Here is a 16306-nt window from a genome sequence, read left to right on the forward strand (position 1 = left end):
CAACGGCGACAGCGCGCACGCTCGTCACCCTCGGTGGGGTGCGGTCGATGCGGACCACAGCAGTCTTCGCCCGGGGCGCCCGCCCGAGCAGGCGTCATCGCCGGCGCGAGCGTGCGCGTTGTCGCACAAAGTGACGGCGTGTTGGCTGCAAACACGCCCGCTCGCGGGTAGGTCAGATGGCCATCGCGGCGCGCACGTCGGCCTCGGACGCCGAGCCGCCCGTACCGCTCGACGTGATGCGGCCGGCTTCGAGGATGTAGTAGCGCTGCGCGGATTCCAGCGCGAACCCGATGTGCTGTTCGACCAGCAGCACGCCCAGATCGCCGCGCGCGGTGAGCGCGGTGATGGCCGCTTCGATCTCGGCGACCACCGACGGCTGGATGCCCTCGGTGGGCTCGTCGAGGATCAGGCACTTCGGCGAGGTGATCAGCGCGCGGGCGATCGCGAGCTGTTGGCGCTGGCCGCCGGAGAGCAGCCCGGCGCGCCGGGTCAGCAGCTCCTTGAGCGCCGGGAACAGGTCGAGCTGTTCGTCGATCAGCGCCTTGCCGTTCTTCCGCCCGTCGGCCACCACTTGGAGGTTCTCCGCCGTGGTCAGCTGACCGAAGGACTGCTGACCCTGCGGCACGTAGGCCAGCCCGCGCGCCACGCGGGCGCTGGGCCGCAGTTTGGTGATGTCCTCACCGCCGAAACGCACTGTGCCACTGGAGCATTTGAGAAGACCGACGGCTGCGCGCAGCAGCGTGGTCTTGCCGGCGCCGTTGTGCCCCATCACGGCGGCGACGCCGTCAGAGGGCACCTCGAGGCTGACGCCGTGGATCACCGAGCTGCGGCCGTAGCCGGTGTGGACGTCGACGAGTTCGAGTGTCACGAGATTCCTTCCGCGCCTGCGGCGGCGGTGCCGAGGTAGACCTCTTGCACCTTGGGATCGGCCTGCACCTGCGCCACGGAGCCCTCGGCGATTACCTGGCCACGAGCGAGCACCGTCACCGAGGTGGCGAACGCTCGCATGAAATCCATGTCGTGTTCGACGACGACCACGGTGCGTTCGGCGCCGATGCGCCGCAACAGATTTCCTGTCTCCTCGCGTTCCTCGGTGCTCATGCCGGCCACCGGTTCGTCGAGCAGCAGCACGTCGGCGTTCTGCACCAGCAGCATGCCGATCTCCAGCCACTGCTTCTGCCCGTGGGCCAACACGCCGGCGGGTTTGTCGGCGAGATGGGTCAGGCCGATGGTGTGCAGGGTCTGCTCGATGATCGGCAGTACACCGGAGCGTCGCCGCAGCAGGGTCCACACCGAACGTCCCGCGCCGGCGGCGATGTCGAGGTTCTGCAGAACGGTCAGCTGCTCGAACACGCTCGCCGTCTGGAACGTGCGGCCCACTCCGCGGCGCGCGATCTGATGCACCTTCTTGCCGAGCAGGTCGACGCCCGACTTGTTCACCGATCCGGTCGCCGGCACCAGCCCGGTGATCGCGTCGATGACGGTGGTCTTGCCCGCGCCGTTGGGTCCGATCAGGAAGCGCAGATCACCCTGGAACAGCGTCAGGTCGACGCCGCTGACCGCTTTGAAGCCGTCGAAATCGACTGTCAGGCCGCGTACTTCGAGGTACTGCGTACCCATGCCGGCGTTACCGCCCTCGACGGGCTCCTTACCCGCCGTCGCGGCGTCGACCTCGGTCATGAGCTGGCCCCCACTTTCTCCTCGTCGGGAGCGGTGTCCTCGGCCGGCGAAGTGGTCTTCTTTCGCCGCCGTCGCAGGAACACCCCGAGACCGGCGAGCCCGGCCGGGAAGAATCCGACGACGACGATGAACAGCAGGCCCTGGGCGTAGGTCCACTCCGACGGGAACCGTTCGGAGAACAAGGTTTGAGCCCATGCCACGCCGATGGCGCCGAGCACCGGGCCGAGCAGTGTGGTGCGGCCGCCGATCGCGACCCCGATCAGGAACGCGATCGAGGGCAGGATCCCGACCTGTGACGGCGCGATGAACCCGACGATCGGCGCGAACAACGCGCCGGCGATGCTGGCGAACAACGCGGCGACGGTGTAGGCCACCACCTTGATGTTGGCCGGGTCGTAGCCCAGGAAGCGCACCCGTTCCTCGCCGTCACGGACAGCCACCAGCAGTTCGCCGTAGCGGCTCTGCATCAGTTGACGCACCACGGCGACCACCAGCAGCAGAACCGCGGCGGCGATGAAGTACAGCATGCGGCGGTTCACCGGGTCGTTGAGCGTGAACCCGAAGAACGTGCGAAACCTGTTGAGCCCGTTGGACCCGCCGAGGCCGGTCTGGCCGACCAGCAGGATGGCCAGCGCGGCGGCCAGCGCCTGGGAAAGGATCGCGAAGTAGGCACCCTTGACCTTGCGCTTGAACACGCCGAAGCCGAGCGCGGCGGCGATCGCGGTGGGCAGCACGACGATCGCGATGAGCGTCACCGCGGGGGAGGCGAACGGCTGCCAGTACGACGGAAGTTCGCGCATGCCCTGGATCTGCATGAAGTCGGGCACGTCGTCACCGCGCAGCTGCGCGTCGGCGATCTTGAGGTGCATCGCCATCAGATAACCGCCCAGCCCGAAGAACACGCCCTGGCCCAGCACCAGCATGCCGCCGCGGCCCCACGCCAGCCCGATGCCCGCGGCGACGATCGCAAAGCACAAGAATTTCCCGAGCAGGCTGAGCCGGAAGTCCGACAGCACCGCGGGGGCGATCACGAACAGCACCAGCGCGGCGATCCCGAAGCCGGCCCACGTCTGCCAGCGGCCGATGAGGGTCCTCACACCAAACTCCTTGTCCGCACGGTGAACAAGCCCTGCGGACGCACCTGCAGGAAGATCACGATGATCACGAACACGACGACCTTGGCCAGCGACGCGGTGGTGTTGTACTCGATGAACGAGTTCAGGAAGCCCAGCGCGAGTGCCGCGATCACGGTGCCCTTGATCTGGCCGAGGCCACCGACCACCACGACGAGGAACGCGTCGATGAGGTAGCTCTGGCCGATCGTCGGACTGGTGGAGCCGATCAGTGTCAGTGCCACACCAGCCACGGCCGCCAGGCCCGAGCCGATGAAGAACGTCGTGATATCGGTGCGCCGCGACGAGATGCCACTGGTTTCGGCGAGGTCGCGGTTCTGCACGACGGCGCGGATGCGCCGACCCATCGGGCTGACCTTGAGCACCGTGGCCAGCACCGCGACGCACACGACGGCCAGCACCAGGATGAAGATGCGGGTCTTCGGCACGACGGCGCCGAGGATCTCCACCCCGCCCGACAGCCATGCCGGTGCCACCACGTTGACCGCGGGGGCGCCGAAGATGTCGCGCGCCACCTGCTGCAGGATCAGGCCGACGCCGAAGGTGACCAGCAGCGTGTCCAGCGGCCGGTCGTACATCCGCTGGATGAGTCCCACCTCCAGTGCAACGCCCATCGTGCCGCCGATGAAGAACCCGATGACCAGCGAGATGATCAGCGAGACACCGGCACTGGAGATCACCTGCTGCACCACGTAGGCGGTGTAGCAGCCGGCCATGATGAATTCACCGTGCGCCATGTTGATGACGCCCATCTGGCCGAACGTCAACGACAGGCCCAGAGCGGCCAGCAACAGGATCGAGCCGAGGCTCAATCCTGTTGCCAGCTGCCCGATCAGGACATCCATGGGGTCAGCCGGAGAGGCCGGCGGCCCACGGGTAGGACTTCAGGAACGGGTCCGGCTGGATCGGGCCGGGGGACTGCCACACGGTGTAGATCAGTCCGTCGGGCCGGATCTCGCCGATCCGCGCGGTCTTGGTGATGTGGTGGTTCTCGCCGTCGATCGTGACCAGGCCCTCCGGGGCGTCGAACGTTACGCCGCCGGCGTTCTCCTGAATCGACTTGGTGTCGAAGGACTTCGCCTTCTCCACCGTGTTCTTCCACAGGTACACCGAGGTGTAGGCGGCTTCCATCGGATCCGAGGTCGGCTTGTTGGCGCCGTAGGCCTTCTTGTAGGCCTCGACGAACTTCTTGTTCACCGGGGTGTCGATGGTCTGGTAGTAGTTCCAGGCTGTCAGCTGCCCGGTGATGTTCTGCACGCCGATGCCGCCGACCTCTTCCTCGGCGATCGACACCGACACGACCGGCATCTGCTGCGGGGTCAGACCCACGTTCTTGTACTCGCGGAAGAACGCGACGTTCGAGTCACCGTTGAGGGTGTTGAACACCGCGTCGGCGTCTGCGGTGCGGACCTTGTTGACGATGGTCGAGAAGTCGGTGGAGCCCAGCGGCGTGTAGTCCTCGCCCTTGATCTCGATCCCGTTGGCGCCGGCGTAGGCCTTGATGATGCGGTTCGCGGTCTGCGGGAAGACGTAGTCGCTGCCCACCAGGTAGAGCGACTTGACGCCCTTCTCCTTGAGGTAGTCGAGCGCCGGCACGATCTGCTGGTTGGTGGTCGCGCCGGTGTAGAAGATGTTCGGCGAGGACTCCAGGCCCTCGTACTGCACGGGGTAGTAGAGCAGCGAGTTGTTGGACTCGAAGACGGGCAGCATCGCCTTGCGGCTCGACGAGGTCCACCCGCCGAACACCGCGGCCACGCAATCGCTGCTGATCATCTTCTCGGCCTTCTCGGCGAACACCGTGGGTTCGGACGCGCCGTCCTCGCCGACCAGCTGGATCTGCTTGCCCATCACGCCGCCTGCGGCGTTGATCTCGTCGACGGCCAGCTTGATCGAGTCGCGGACGGTGACCTCGGAGATCGCCATGGTGCCCGACAACGAGTTCAGCGATCCGACCTTGACTGTGGACCCGGAGGTGTCCACGCAGGACTGCGCATTTGCTGAATCTGTCTCGCTTGCCTTGCTTCCACAGCCTGCCAACAGCAAGCTGGCCGCCGCGACGATGCTCCCCGCGGCGAGCGCGGTGCGCCGGGACGGGTGGCGCCGAGGATGCTCCATTGAGGGCCTTTCTGAAGGTCGACAGCGCTCACCCGGGTTCACCTGGGCACGAAGTGTTGTGGGGGCATGAGTGACGACGGGCGAACGCGGGATTGTCGACACGGGTCGGTGTCGAATTCGGACGTTAGAGCGCCTGTGTTTCTGTCAAATGTCTGTGTGTGACGGGACGGTTAACCTGTGTGGCGAGCGCGCTGGTTGGTTTGCCGTTCACCCGGACTGGCGTGCAGGGCCCACCCCGCGGTAACGGTTTGGGTACCGTCGGGCGATGTGATGGACATGCGAACAGCTACAGCCAAGGTCGGGGTGTCCCTGATGGTCGCGGCCGCTTCGATTGCGCTCACTCCTGGTGTCGCGAGCGCCCAGCCGGAGGCCCACAAGGTCCAGTACACGGTCAGCGTCGCCGGCCCGTACCAGTTCGACGTGACGTATCTGGTGAACCAGCCGGCGGACAAGGCTGCCTACAACGCCGACGCCTACAGCTTCATCAAGCGCGACACCGTCACCATCGCCCCCGGGCAGCCGTGGACGTTCGAGACCACGCTGGCCGATCCGCAGTGGGCGTACGTGTGGGCGAGCAGCACCACCAAGGGTGGCCAGGCGGCGCCGAATGCGCACTGCGAGGTCTCCGTCGACGGACAGATCGTCATCCAGGGCGATCATCCCTACAGTCCGCTGTGCCAGGGCACTCAGTGGTGAGTTAGCCCCTCGAGGTGACCCCGCGCTGCTCGGTCAGTCCGCGCAACGCATCGGGTAGCGGGCCGGTGTGCAGCACACCGAGCCGCTGAGTGGCCCGGGTGAGTGCGACGTAGAGGTCGGCGGCCCCGCGCGGACCGTCGGCCATGATCGTCTCCGGGTCGACGATGAGAACCGCGTCGTACTCCAGGCCCTTCGTGTCCGCGGGTGCGACCGCGCCGGCGGTACCGGGCGGTCCGATCACCACGCTGGTGCCTTCCAGACCGTCTTCGGTGCGCACGAATTCATCGACAGCAGAAGCCAATTCGTCAGCGGTGACATGGCGTGACCACGGCGCCACTCCGCACGAGCGCACCGATTCCGGCGGTGTCACGTCCGGGGCGAACTCGGCGAGCACCGCGGCGGCGACGGCCATGATCTCGCTGGGCGTCCGGTAGTTCGTCAGAAGTGGGCGATACAGCCACCGGCGATCGACGTACGGCTCCAGCGTGTCCTGCCAGGAGGTCACGCCGGCCGCGGAGCGGCGCTGGGCCAGATCGCCGACGATCGTGAAGGACCGGCGCGGGCAGCGCCGCATCAGGACCCGCCACTCCATCGCGGAGAGCTCCTGGGCCTCGTCGACCACGACGTGTCCGTACGTCCAGTCCCGGTCTGCAGCAGCACGTTCGGCGAGCTCGCGGGTGTCCCGCTCTTCGAAACGCTCGGCGAGCTCTTCGGCGGCGATCACGTCGGAGGCCAGCAGCTGGTCCTCGTCGTCCATCAGATCTTCCCGCCCGATCATCAGGTCCAGCACCCCGGCCGCGTAGGCGGCTTCTTCACGGCGATCCTTCTCGGCGGCGGCCTCGGCCTTCTTGTCGCGGCCGAGCATGTCGACCAGTTCGTCGAGCAGCGGCACGTCGGACACCGTCCACGCGTGCCCGTCAGCGCGCAGCAGGATCGGGTCGGCGCCGGCTGCGCTGAGCCGGTCGGGGGACAGATACAGTTCGGCCAGAAGCGTTTCCGGTGTCAGCATGGGCCACAGCTGGTCGAGGGCCGCGGCGAAACCGGCGTGCTCGTCGAGCTCTTCGACCAGCTCTGACCGCAGGTGCTCCCACGCGTTGCGGTCCTCGCGGGTCAGCCAGCCCTTGCCGATCTTGGCGATCGCGCGCTCGGTCAGCGCCCACGTCAGCACGTCGGCGAACACCGACCGGGCGTCGTTGTGGGTCTTGCCGCTGCCGCGCGCCTCGTCCACCGCCCACTGCGCGATGTCGGGATCGATGCGTACGGACACGTCGGCCAGGTCGATCGGAATGGGCTCGGAGGGAACCCGCTGCCGGTCGGCGACGGCCTTCGCGAGCACGCCCAGCATGTCCAGTGCACCCTTCACGCGGGTGACCTCGGGTGTGTCGCGGGCCGCGACCTGCAGGCCCGGATACAGGTCTCCGGTGGTCATGAACACGACGTTGGTCTCGCCCAGCGAGGGCAGCACACGCCCGACGTGATCGAGGAACGCCGCGTTCGGGCCGACGACGAGCACGCCGTGGCTCTCCATCCGCTTGCGCTGCGTGTAGAGCAGGTAGGCGACGCGGTGCAGCGCCACGACGGTCTTGCCGGTGCCGGGTCCGCCTTCGATGACCAGCACCCCGGCATGGTCGAGCCGGATGATCTCGTCCTGTTCGGCCTGGATGGTGGCCACGATGTCGCGCATGCCTTCACCGCGCGGGGCGTTGACCGCGGCGAGCAACGCTGCGTCACCGGTACCCGACGAGGCGCCCAGATCGCCGGAAGCGTCGGGGCGGCCGAGGATCTCGTCGGTGAAGTCGAGGACGCGGCGACCCATGGTGTGGAACTGGCGACGCCGGCGCATGTTCTCCGGGGAGGCGCCGGTGGCGACGTAGAAGGCCCGCGCGGCCGGTGCTCGCCAATCCACGAGCAAGGACGCGAAATCGTCGGCCTCGTCGAGAAGACCGATGCGCCCGACGTACACGGTCTCCCCGTCGACACTGTCGAGTCGGCCGAAGCACAGTCCGCTGTCGGCGACGTTGAGCCGCGCCATCTGTCGGGCCAGTGCGCGCACCTCGGCGTCGCGTTCCACTAGCGTGCCGCCGGTGCCGCGCAGCGCGCCGCGGTACCGGTCGCTCACGCGGGTGCGTTCGGCGTCGAGATGGTCGTACAGCGTGGCGACATAGCGCTGTTCGGCGGCGAGTTCGGTGTCGTGGTCGTGAGTCGACATGATGCCTGCCACGCTACTTGCTTGACATCGAATCGAACGTATGTTCGCATGGGGTATGCGTTGGTCCGGACAGAGCGTCGACGTCGACGACGGGGCACTTCCCGGATTGGCGCGCCTCGGTCTGATCCGCAGCGTGCGCACACCGGAGTTCCAGGGCATCACGTTTCACGAGGTGCTGTGCAAGTCGGCGCTCAACAAGGTGCCCGCGGCCTCCATGCTGCCGTTCCAGTACACCGTCAACGGGTACCGCGGTTGCTCGCACGCCTGCCGGTACTGCTTCGCGCGCCCCACGCACGAGTACCTCGATTTCGACAGCGGCCAGGATTTCGACACCCAGGTCGTGGTGAAGACGAACGTGGCCGACGTGCTCCGGCGCGAACTGCGTCGTCCGTCGTGGACGGGGGAGACCGTCGCGCTGGGCACCAACACCGACCCGTACCAACGGGCCGAGGGGCGCTACGCGTTGATGCCGGGCATCATCGGTGCGCTCACGGACTCCGGCACCCCGTTCTCGATCCTCACCAAAGGCACGCTGCTGCGCCGGGACCTGCCGGTGCTGACCGAGGCCGTGCGGCGCGTCGAGGTCAGCGTCGCGGTGTCACTGGCGGTCGGGGATCCGGTGCTGCACAGTGCGATCGAGCCCGGAACGCCGACGCCGCAGGCGCGGCTCGGCTTGATCGCCGCGATCCGGGAGGCGGGGTTGCCCTGCCATGTGATGGTGGCCCCGGTGCTGCCGCGGCTCACCGACTCGGTGGCGCATCTGGACGATCTCCTCGGCCGGATCGCCGCCGCGGGCGCGACGAGTGTGACGGTCTTCGGTCTGCACCTGCGGGGCAGCACCCGCGGGTGGTTCATGGACTGGTTGGCCGGTGCCTACCCGGACCTGGTCGGCGAGTACCGGCAGCTGTACCGCCGTGGCGCCTACCTGCCTGCCGACTACCGAGCGATGCTCGCGCAGCGCGCCGCCCCGTTGGTCGCCAAACACGGCCTGGCGCGGGGAGGGTCGTTTCGGGAGTCCGGTGCGCGGCCGACGGTCGCCCCCGCCGTGGCGGCCCCGACCCAACCGGCGTTGTTCTGATCAGTCGAGCAGCGCCGAGCGCAGCACATCGAGCGGTAGCCCGCCCAGGTCCAGGGCGCGTCGGTGGAACTCTTTGAGCGGCACACCGTTTCCCGTCACCGTGTCGCGCAGCTCCTGCCAGATCCGCTGACCGATCGCATACGACGGCGCCTGTCCCGGCCACCCCAGGTAGCGATCCAGTTCGAACCGTAGGTTCTCCTCGGCCATCGCGCTGTGCGCCTGCAGGAACGTCCAGGCCCGGGCGGCGTCCCAGGTGCCGCCGTCAGGCGCGGAGAGTCCGCAGTGCACGCCGATGTCGATGACCACGCGTGCGGCGCGGAAGCGTTGCGCGTCGAGCATTCCCATCCGGTTGCCGGCGTCGTCGAGCCAGCCCAGCTCGGCCATCAACCGCTCGGCGTACAGCGCCCAGCCCTCGCCGTGCCCGGACACCCAGCAGCCGAGCCTGCGCCACCGGTTGAGTTGGTCGGCGAGGACGACGGCACGCCCGATCTGCAGGTGATGACCGGGCACGCCTTCGTGGAAGACGGTCGTCATCTCCTGCCAGGTGTGGAACGTGTGCACGCCTGCGGGCACCGACCACCACATCCGTCCCGGGCGGGTCAGGTCTTCCGATGGCCCGGTGTAGTAGATGCCGCCGGTGTTCGTCGGCGCGATGCGGCACTCCAGCCGGCGCAGGGGCTCCGCGATCTCGAAGTGCGTGTCCGCCAACGCGTCGACGGTCCGGTCGGAGAGGTCCTGCATCCACTGCGCGAGCGCGTCGGTGCCGTGCACGAGATAACGGTCTTCACTGTCGAGGCGGCGCAGAGCCTCGGTGGTGCTCGCGCCGGGGTAGAGTCGATTGGCGATCGAATCCTGCTCGGCCACAATCGCGTTCAACTGATCCATACCCCACGCGTAGGCCTCGTCGAGGTCCACCGAGGCGCCGAGGAAGGATCGTGACAGCACCGCGTAGTCGTCGCGTCCGCAGGCGTCGACCTCCCGGGCGTGCGGACCGATCTCCTCGCGGAACACCCCGACCAGCGCGGCGTAGGCGTTGGCGGCGTCCTCGGCGCAGCGGCGCAGCTCGGCGTGCAGCGTCAGATCGTCGGGCGCCGCGCCGGCGACCATGTCCAGGTACAGGTGCTGGATCTGGCCGGCCTGGGCGATGCCGCGACGCACCTGGCGTGCGGCGGGAGCGCGACCGGCCGCCACCGCCGCCCGCAGCGCGTCGGCGTACCCGGACACCCGCTCGGGCACCTGTGCCAGGCGTCGGCCGATGGTCGCCCAGTCCTCGGCGGTGTCGGTCGGCATCAGGTCGAACACGTCGCGCATGGTCTGCAGCGGCGAGGCGATCACGTTGAGCTCGCCGACGTCGAGGCCCGCGTCGTGCAGGTCGAGCAGGACCGTGAGGCGTTCGCGCATCGCGGCGGCGGTCACCACGTCGGTGTCGTCGGCGGGTGCGGTGCCGTCGAGCTCCCGAAGGGCGGTGCGCGCGGCGTCGGCGCGGGCCGCGCAGCCGGCGGGGGAGTAGTCGGTGATCTGATCGTCGAACCCGGCGATGCCCGCCTCCGTGGCGCCGCACGGGTCCAACTGTGCCCAGGTGTCGAGGTAGCGTTCGGCGACGGCGTCGACGTCCGTTGGTGTCCTACCCAAGGTCGCGTGCCGAGAACGTGTCGCACTGGGCCGGGTCACCGGTCTGGTAGCCGGTGGTGAACCACTTCTGCCGTTGCTCGGACGACCCGTGCGTCCAGGATTCGGGGTTGACCCGGCCCGTCGCCGACCGCTGGATGCGGTCGTCGCCGACCGAGGAGGCCGCCGACAGCGCGTCGGCGATGTCCTTGTCGGTGAGCGGCTGCAGGAACGGCACGCCGGTGCTCTCCTGCTTGGTGATGGCCGCGAAATGCGCCCACACGCCCGCATAGCAGTCGGCCTGCAGTTCGGTGCGCACGCCGTTGCCGTTGGCGCCCTGCGCGCCCTGCTGGGCGCGGCCGAGGACGCCTTCGAGATTCTGCACGTGGTGGCCGAACTCGTGGGCGACGACGTACTCCTGCGCCAATGGCCCTCCGCTGGAACCGAATTGCGTTTTCAGGATCTCGAAGAAGTCGGTGTCGAAATAGGCGGTCTGGTCGACGGGGCAGTAGAACGGCCCCACGTCGCTGGTAGCCGGTCCACATCCGGTGTCGACCGATCCGGAGAACAAGCTCACCTTGGGCCGTGTGTAACCCGGCAGCAGCTGCTGCCAGACGCCGTCGACAGAGTTGCCGGTGGCCACCACCCGGCACTGCACGATCTCGTTGGCGTCGGCGCCGGTCTTGCACTGGCTCAGGTCGAAGCCGGGGGTCTCGGCGGTCTGCGGGCCGGCCTGCTGCTGCGGGATCACCGAGCTGGGGTCGACGCCGAGGAACAGTGCCACGACGACGATCAGCAGGCCACCCAGGCCGCCGCCGACGGCGATGCCCCGGCCGGGGCCGCGTCCACCTCCGCTGCTCGACGTGGTGCTGGTATCGATCTGCATGCCCTCGTTGAAGGTCATGGCTCTACCTCGCTTCGCCGCCGGGCCCGTGTGCCGGGCCCGTCAAGAATCGCACACTACGATTCGCCCTGTGGCAGTCGTCGCCGGACCATCCACCGTCGTGCGTACCTCGCTGGGGGAGCTGCGCGGCGACATCGAGGGCGGCATCGGGGTGTGGCGCGGCGTGCCGTACGCCGAGCAGCCGGTCGGGCCGCGGCGGTTCCTGTCGCCGGCGCCTCAGAAACCGTGGACCGGCGTACGTGAGGCGCTCGAGCACGGTCCGCTACCTCCACAGACCACGTCGTTCGTCGGGGGCGGTCGCGACGACCCCAAGACCCGCGACGAGGCGTGCCTGACCGTGACGGTGTGGTCACCCGACACGACGGCGTCGCTGCCGGTGATGGTGTGGATTCCCGGTGGCGCATTCGTCTACGGCGCCGGGCAGTTCCAGCTCTACAACGGGTCACGGCTGGCGGCCAACGGCAACGTGGTCGTCGTCAACGTGACCTATCGGATCGGCGTGTTCGGTGGCCTCGAGCTCGGGGACCTGGGACCGGGTTTCGACGACAATCTGGCGCTGCGTGATCAACTCGCGGCGCTGCGCTGGGTGCGCGAGCACATCGCGGCGTTCGGGGGCGACCCGGATCGGGTCACCGTGTTCGGTGAGTCTGCCGGCGCGACATCGGTGCTGGCGCTGCTGGCCTGCCCGCAGGCGAGCGGGCTGTTCCACCGGGCGATCGCGCAGAGCCCTGCGTTACCGTTGATCGCCGACCGGGAGTTGCGGGCGGCGCGGGCGCGTGACTTCCTCTCCCACCTCGGTGTGCCGGCCGCCGACGTCAAGGATCTGCCGCAGCGGCAGCTGCGGCGTGCCGCCGGTCAGGTGCAGCTGGCCAGTGCGGCACAGACGCCCACGCTGGCCTACGGGTTGACGCACGGCACCGAGCTGTTGCCCCGCCATCCGATCGACGCGGCCCGCGCCGGCGAACTCGCCCGTGTCCCGCTGATCATCGGCACCAACAGCCACGAGGCGACGATGTTCGCCTGGACCCGGCCACCGATGCTGCCCACCACGCAGGCGACGGTGCACGCGTACTTCGACCGGGTAGCACCCACCGCCAAAAGCTCTGTACTGCAGGCATATCCGCGTTATCCGCGGCGTAGCGCCCTGATCGCCATCGGCTCCGATGTGATGTTCGGCGGACCCGCGTGGGCGTTCGCCGACGCCTACAGCTGCCGTGCGCCGACCCGGATGTACCGGTTCGACCACGCCGGGCTGAGCCTGCGCCTGCTGGGCCTGGGCGCCACCCACGGCAGCGAGATCGTGCACGTGCAGCACAGCTACGCCTCGTTCATCGGGCGCAAATTGCATCCGCTCGGCCGGCGTTTTCCGCCGTCGGTGGGCGTGCGCATGCAGCGCACCTGGCTGGACTTCGCGTGCAGCGACCGCGTGCACGATGAGGCGAACTGGCCGCTCTACGACGTCGAGCATCGGCGGACCCGGCTGATCGCCACCCGCCGGGATGCGGTCGAGGACGATCCGGACCGGACGCGGCGCCGCGCGTGGGCTGCGATCTACTGAGCCGCGAACCGTTCGTCGGTGTAGCGCCGCAGGTTGTGCAGGAACCGCTGGCACATCCGGTTCATCACCGGTGCGCCGAGTGACAGTCCGATGCGGCCGGCGAGGTTGGCGGGCTGCAGCGCCATGATCCAGGTGAGGTGGCAACCTCGTGATGTCGGAACCACGCGGTAGTCCTCGGCGAACGCGGCCATGCTCGAGGTGCTGACCTCGTTGAAACGAAAAGCCATGCGCTCGAACGGGTCCCAGGCCAGGAACTCTTCATTGCCTGCGATCCCACCGCGCATCGTGACGGTGCGTGTGGTGCCGACACCGCGCGGTGGCGCGCTGGTCCAGGTGACCTTGGTGATCACCGTGGCCCAGCGCGGCCAGGAGTTCTCGTCGGCGAGCACCTCGAACAGCTGCGCAGGCGTGATCGCGAGATCGACGGTGCTGACGATTCGGTACGGCGCGGAATCCAGGAAATCCAGCCCGACGCGGGCGCAGGCGTGCATGGTCAGCAACCCTAAAGTGGTGGCCATGCCGATCTCGCAGCCGCCCCTTCACGGCCGGGCTGCCGAGTGTGCACTGCTGGACGAGACGATCGCTGCGGTGGCACCGGGGTCCTGCCGTGTCCTGGTGCTGCGGGGCGAGGCGGGCGCCGGCAAGACGGCGCTGCTCGACCACCTCGCGGCGCGCGCCGAAAAGTTCTGTCGCATCGGCGTTTCCGGGGTGGAGTCGGACATGGAGCTGGCGTACGCGGGGCTGCAGCAGCTGTGCGCGCCGCTGCTCGGCCACCTCGACGCGCTGCCCGCACCACAGCGCGAAGCCCTTGCCGTGGCGTTCGGCCTCGGGGCCGGTGACACCCCGGACCGGTTCCTGGTCGGGCTCGCGGTGCTCAGCCTCTTCGCCGCCGCAGCGGCAGAGCAACCGCTGCTGGCCGTCGTCGACGACGCGCAATGGCTCGACCAGGTGTCGCTGCAGACGCTGTCGTTCGTCGCACGCCGGTTGCTCGCCGAGCCGGTGGCCCTGGTGTTCGGTGTGCGGGACCACCCCGAGCTGCTGGTCGGCCTGCCCGAACTGGCGGTACGAGGCCTCTCCGACGCGGACGCCCGCGACCTGCTCGACTCCGTGATGTTCGCCGGCCTCGATCCCCGGGTGCGCGACCGGGTGATCGCCGAGACGCGGGGGCTGCCGTTGGCGATCCTGGAGGTGCCGCGCAGCGTGTCGGCCGCGGAACTGTCCGGCGGTTTCTGGATCGCGGGCAAGCGGTCGTCCCCGGCGGCCGTCGAACAGACCTACGTCCGTCGTATCCGATCGCTGCCGGCAGACACCCAGCGACTGCTGCTGCTCGCCGCTGCCGAGCCATTGGGCGATGCCGGGCTGTTCGTGCGCGCCGCCGAGCACCTCGACGTGCCGGTGTCCGCACTGGCGCCCGCAGAGGCCGACGGCCTGATCGAGTTCGGGTCGCGGATGCGGTTCAGCCACCCGCTGATCCGGTCGGCGGCCTACCGGGCGGGTGATCTGCTGGACCGCCGCGAGATACACCGGGCGCTGGCCGGCGCCACCGACGCGCAGCTGGACCCTGACCGTAAGGCCTGGCATGCCGCCCAGGCCGCGGACGGTCCCGACGACGACGTCGCCGCCGAGCTGGAGCGGTGCGCGGTGCGGGCACAGGGTCGGGGCGGCGTCGCCGCCGCGGCCACGTTCCTCGAACGCGCCACCGTGTTGACCGCAGATCCGGCGCTGCGCACGGCCCGTGCGCTGGCCGCGGCGCACGCCAAACGCGACGCCGCCGACACCGACGCCGCCGATGCGCTGCTCGCGGTCGCGGAATTGGCCGAGCTGACGCCGCTGCAGCGGGCCCAGGTGGCGCGGTTGCGCGCCCAGATGCAGTTCGTCCGCAGCCGCTCCGGCGACACCGGTGCCCCGGCGGTCGCCGATACCGCGCCACCGCTGCTCGCCGCCGCCGACGCGCTGCAGGGTCTCGACGACGAGGCATCCCGGGAGAGCTACCTGGAGGCGGTCGCGGCGCTGATGTACGCGGGCCGCGCCGCGCCGCCCGGCCGACTCGTGGAGGCCGCCGAGGCGGCGCTGGCGGCCCTCGCCAGCGTCGACGAGCCGCTGCGCCCGGTCGACGTCCTGCTGCAGGGTGTCGCCGAGCGCATCACCGGCGGCAGGGGCGCGGGCACGGCGGCGCTGGGCCGGGCGCTGGCCGAGATGCGCGAGCTGGCCGATTCCGACGAGGCCGCCGTCGGCCGCTGGCTGCGGGTCCCGGCGTTTCCGATCCTGCAGGAATCGGCCGCCCACGAACTCTGGGATCAGAGCACGGTCGTGCATCTGTCGACGGCCGCGGTCACCCACGCCCGCCGCGGTGGGGCGCTGGCGGGGCTGCCCCGCGCCCTGGCCTATCGAGCGGGCGCGCACCGGCTCAACGGTGAATTCGACGTCGCAGCGCAGCTTCTCGACGAGGCGACGTCGATCGCGTCAGCGACCATGGCGAGATCGCCGGTGCGCTACCACGAGCTGATGCTGGCCGCGTGGCGTGGCGACGCGGCTCACGCCGAGGGTGCAATCGCCGCCCTCACCGCCGACGCGGCGTCCCGCGGGGAGGGCCGGCTGCAGAGTCTGGGGAGTTATGCCGCCGCTGTTCTGCACAACGGAGGGGGCCGCTATGCGGAGGCGTTCGCGGCCGCTGCCGACTGCTGCGCGTTCGAGAACCTGGGGTTTCACGGCGTGTGCCTCTACGAATTGGTCGAAGCCGCGACACGCACCGGTGCCCTCGACGCGGCCCGCGATGCGGTGACCCACCTGCAGGCCGGCGCCGGCACCACCGACTGGGGGCGTGGTGTCCTGGCGGCGGCCGAGGCGATGGTGGCCGACGACGCATCGGCTGCGGGTCTGTTCGCTGAGGCCGTCGAGCGCCTTCGCGACTGCGAGGCCGGCGTGCATCTGGCGCGGACGCGGCTGCAGTACGGCGAGTGGTTGCGCAGGGCCAACCGCCGGACCGATGCGCGCCGCGAGTTGACCGCGGCGCACGAGATGTTCACCGGGATGGGCGCGCGGGGATTCGCCGAGCGGGCGCGTCGAGAGCTGGTCGCCACCGGCGAGAAGGTGCGTGCGTCGAAGGCCGGCGGCTCGGCGAGTGCGCTGACTGCGCAGGAAGCCCAGATCGCCGGGCTGGTCGCCGAGGGGATGACCAACGCCGAGATCGGCGCCGCGCTGTTCATCAGCGCCCACACCGTGGAGTGGCATCTGCGCAAGGTGTTCGCCAAGCTCGGCATCACCTCGCGCCGGCAGCTGCGCACCATGCCCATCGGCCGCTGACGCCCGGCCTCACCTCTAGACT

General features: G+C 69.4%; 13 protein-coding genes. 4 read left to right on the plus strand and 9 right to left on the minus strand.

Going from position 1 to position 16306, the window contains the following annotated elements; all coding sequences use genetic code 11:
• Positions 1–172 precede the first annotated feature (172 nt).
• From urtE to urtA, 5 genes are read right to left on the minus strand one after another with little or no spacing between them, the layout of a single operon-like run.
• On the minus strand, positions 173–868 hold the full coding sequence (urtE, locus tag ACZ50N_RS11040) for an urea ABC transporter ATP-binding subunit UrtE (RefSeq protein ID WP_048423148.1): 696 nt from the start codon (positions 866–868) through the stop codon (positions 173–175).
• Complete coding sequence (urtD, locus tag ACZ50N_RS11045) at positions 865–1680, minus strand: urea ABC transporter ATP-binding protein UrtD (RefSeq protein WP_048423149.1); 816 nt, start codon at positions 1678–1680, stop codon at positions 865–867. Before urtD ends, urtE begins: the two co-directional genes overlap by 4 nt.
• Complete coding sequence (urtC, locus tag ACZ50N_RS11050; RefSeq protein WP_073684771.1) at positions 1677–2777, minus strand: urea ABC transporter permease subunit UrtC; 1101 nt, start codon at positions 2775–2777, stop codon at positions 1677–1679. Before urtC ends, urtD begins: the two co-directional genes overlap by 4 nt.
• Complete coding sequence (gene urtB / locus ACZ50N_RS11055; protein ID WP_464475351.1) at positions 2774–3658, minus strand: urea ABC transporter permease subunit UrtB; 885 nt, start codon at positions 3656–3658, stop codon at positions 2774–2776. The genes urtC and urtB overlap by 4 nt, the downstream gene beginning before the upstream one ends.
• Positions 3659–3662: 4 nt before the next feature.
• Positions 3663–4928 (minus strand): urea ABC transporter substrate-binding protein, encoded by a 1266-nt coding sequence (gene urtA, locus ACZ50N_RS11060; protein ID WP_464475352.1) that lies wholly within the window; start codon positions 4926–4928, stop codon positions 3663–3665.
• A 276-nt stretch (positions 4929–5204) separates the two neighbouring features.
• On the opposite strand from urtA, the gene ACZ50N_RS11065 reads away from it, so the two are divergent.
• Positions 5205–5624: an Rv2576c family protein gene (locus ACZ50N_RS11065; RefSeq protein ID WP_110814801.1), complete on the plus strand. Its 420-nt coding sequence runs from the start codon at positions 5205–5207 to the stop codon at positions 5622–5624.
• A gap of 1 nt (position 5625) precedes the next feature.
• On the opposite strand, the gene helR is transcribed toward ACZ50N_RS11065, so the two are convergent.
• Positions 5626–7833 (minus strand): RNA polymerase recycling motor ATPase HelR, encoded by a 2208-nt coding sequence (gene helR, locus ACZ50N_RS11070; protein ID WP_464475353.1) that lies wholly within the window; start codon positions 7831–7833, stop codon positions 5626–5628.
• Between the two features lie 55 nt (positions 7834–7888).
• Here helR and ACZ50N_RS11075 point away from each other — a divergent pair, with 55 nt between their 5' ends.
• Positions 7889–8911 carry an Rv2578c family radical SAM protein gene (locus tag ACZ50N_RS11075; RefSeq protein ID WP_046365088.1) on the plus strand — a complete coding sequence of 341 codons (1023 nt, stop codon included), beginning with the start codon at positions 7889–7891 and terminating at the stop codon, positions 8909–8911.
• On the opposite strand, the gene ACZ50N_RS11080 is transcribed toward ACZ50N_RS11075, so the two are convergent.
• Both ACZ50N_RS11080 and ypfJ read right to left on the minus strand, forming a co-directional pair.
• Complete coding sequence (locus ACZ50N_RS11080; RefSeq protein WP_464475354.1) at positions 8912–10543, minus strand: DUF885 domain-containing protein; 1632 nt, start codon at positions 10541–10543, stop codon at positions 8912–8914.
• The gene (ypfJ, locus tag ACZ50N_RS11085; RefSeq protein WP_464475355.1) at positions 10536–11423 is read right to left on the minus strand and encodes a KPN_02809 family neutral zinc metallopeptidase; all 888 of its coding nucleotides are present in this window, start codon (positions 11421–11423) and stop codon (positions 10536–10538) included. The genes ACZ50N_RS11080 and ypfJ overlap by 8 nt, the downstream gene beginning before the upstream one ends.
• Between ypfJ and ACZ50N_RS11090 the strand changes: the two genes are divergently transcribed.
• Positions 11404–12981 (plus strand): carboxylesterase/lipase family protein, encoded by a 1578-nt coding sequence (locus tag ACZ50N_RS11090; protein WP_464475356.1) that lies wholly within the window; start codon positions 11404–11406, stop codon positions 12979–12981. The genes ypfJ and ACZ50N_RS11090 overlap by 20 nt on opposite strands.
• On the opposite strand, the gene ACZ50N_RS11095 is transcribed toward ACZ50N_RS11090, so the two are convergent.
• Positions 12975–13472, minus strand: coding sequence for an SRPBCC family protein (locus ACZ50N_RS11095; RefSeq protein WP_464475620.1), 498 nt, complete (start codon positions 13470–13472; stop codon positions 12975–12977). The genes ACZ50N_RS11090 and ACZ50N_RS11095 overlap by 7 nt on opposite strands.
• Positions 13473–13497: 25 nt before the next feature.
• On the opposite strand from ACZ50N_RS11095, the gene ACZ50N_RS11100 reads away from it, so the two are divergent.
• Complete coding sequence (locus ACZ50N_RS11100) at positions 13498–16284, plus strand: helix-turn-helix transcriptional regulator (protein WP_464475357.1); 2787 nt, start codon at positions 13498–13500, stop codon at positions 16282–16284.
• Positions 16285–16306: the final 22 nt, after the last annotated feature.

It is taken from the genome of Mycolicibacterium obuense (assembly GCF_055397605.1).

Bases quoted from the DNA above. Each gene is read 5' to 3' on its own strand.
- urtD (WP_048423149.1), bottom strand. From the start codon at position 1,680: ATGACCGAGGTCGACGCCGCGACGGCGGGTAAGGAGCCCGTCGAGGGC.
- urtB (WP_464475351.1), bottom strand. From the start codon at position 3,658: ATGGATGTCCTGATCGGGCAGCTGGCAACAGGATTGAGCCTCGGCTCG.
- urtA (WP_464475352.1), bottom strand. From the start codon at position 4,928: ATGGAGCATCCTCGGCGCCACCCGTCCCGGCGCACCGCGCTCGCCGCG.
- ACZ50N_RS11065 (WP_110814801.1), top strand. From the start codon at position 5,205: ATGCGAACAGCTACAGCCAAGGTCGGGGTGTCCCTGATGGTCGCGGCC.
- helR (WP_464475353.1), bottom strand. From the start codon at position 7,833: ATGTCGACTCACGACCACGACACCGAACTCGCCGCCGAACAGCGCTAT.
- ACZ50N_RS11075 (WP_046365088.1), top strand. From the start codon at position 7,889: ATGCGTTGGTCCGGACAGAGCGTCGACGTCGACGACGGGGCACTTCCC.
- ACZ50N_RS11090 (WP_464475356.1), top strand. From the start codon at position 11,404: ATGCCCTCGTTGAAGGTCATGGCTCTACCTCGCTTCGCCGCCGGGCCC.
- ypfJ (WP_464475355.1), bottom strand. From the start codon at position 11,423: ATGACCTTCAACGAGGGCATGCAGATCGATACCAGCACCACGTCGAGC.
- ACZ50N_RS11095 (WP_464475620.1), bottom strand. From the start codon at position 13,472: ATGCACGCCTGCGCCCGCGTCGGGCTGGATTTCCTGGATTCCGCGCCG.
- ACZ50N_RS11100 (WP_464475357.1), top strand. From the start codon at position 13,498: ATGCCGATCTCGCAGCCGCCCCTTCACGGCCGGGCTGCCGAGTGTGCA.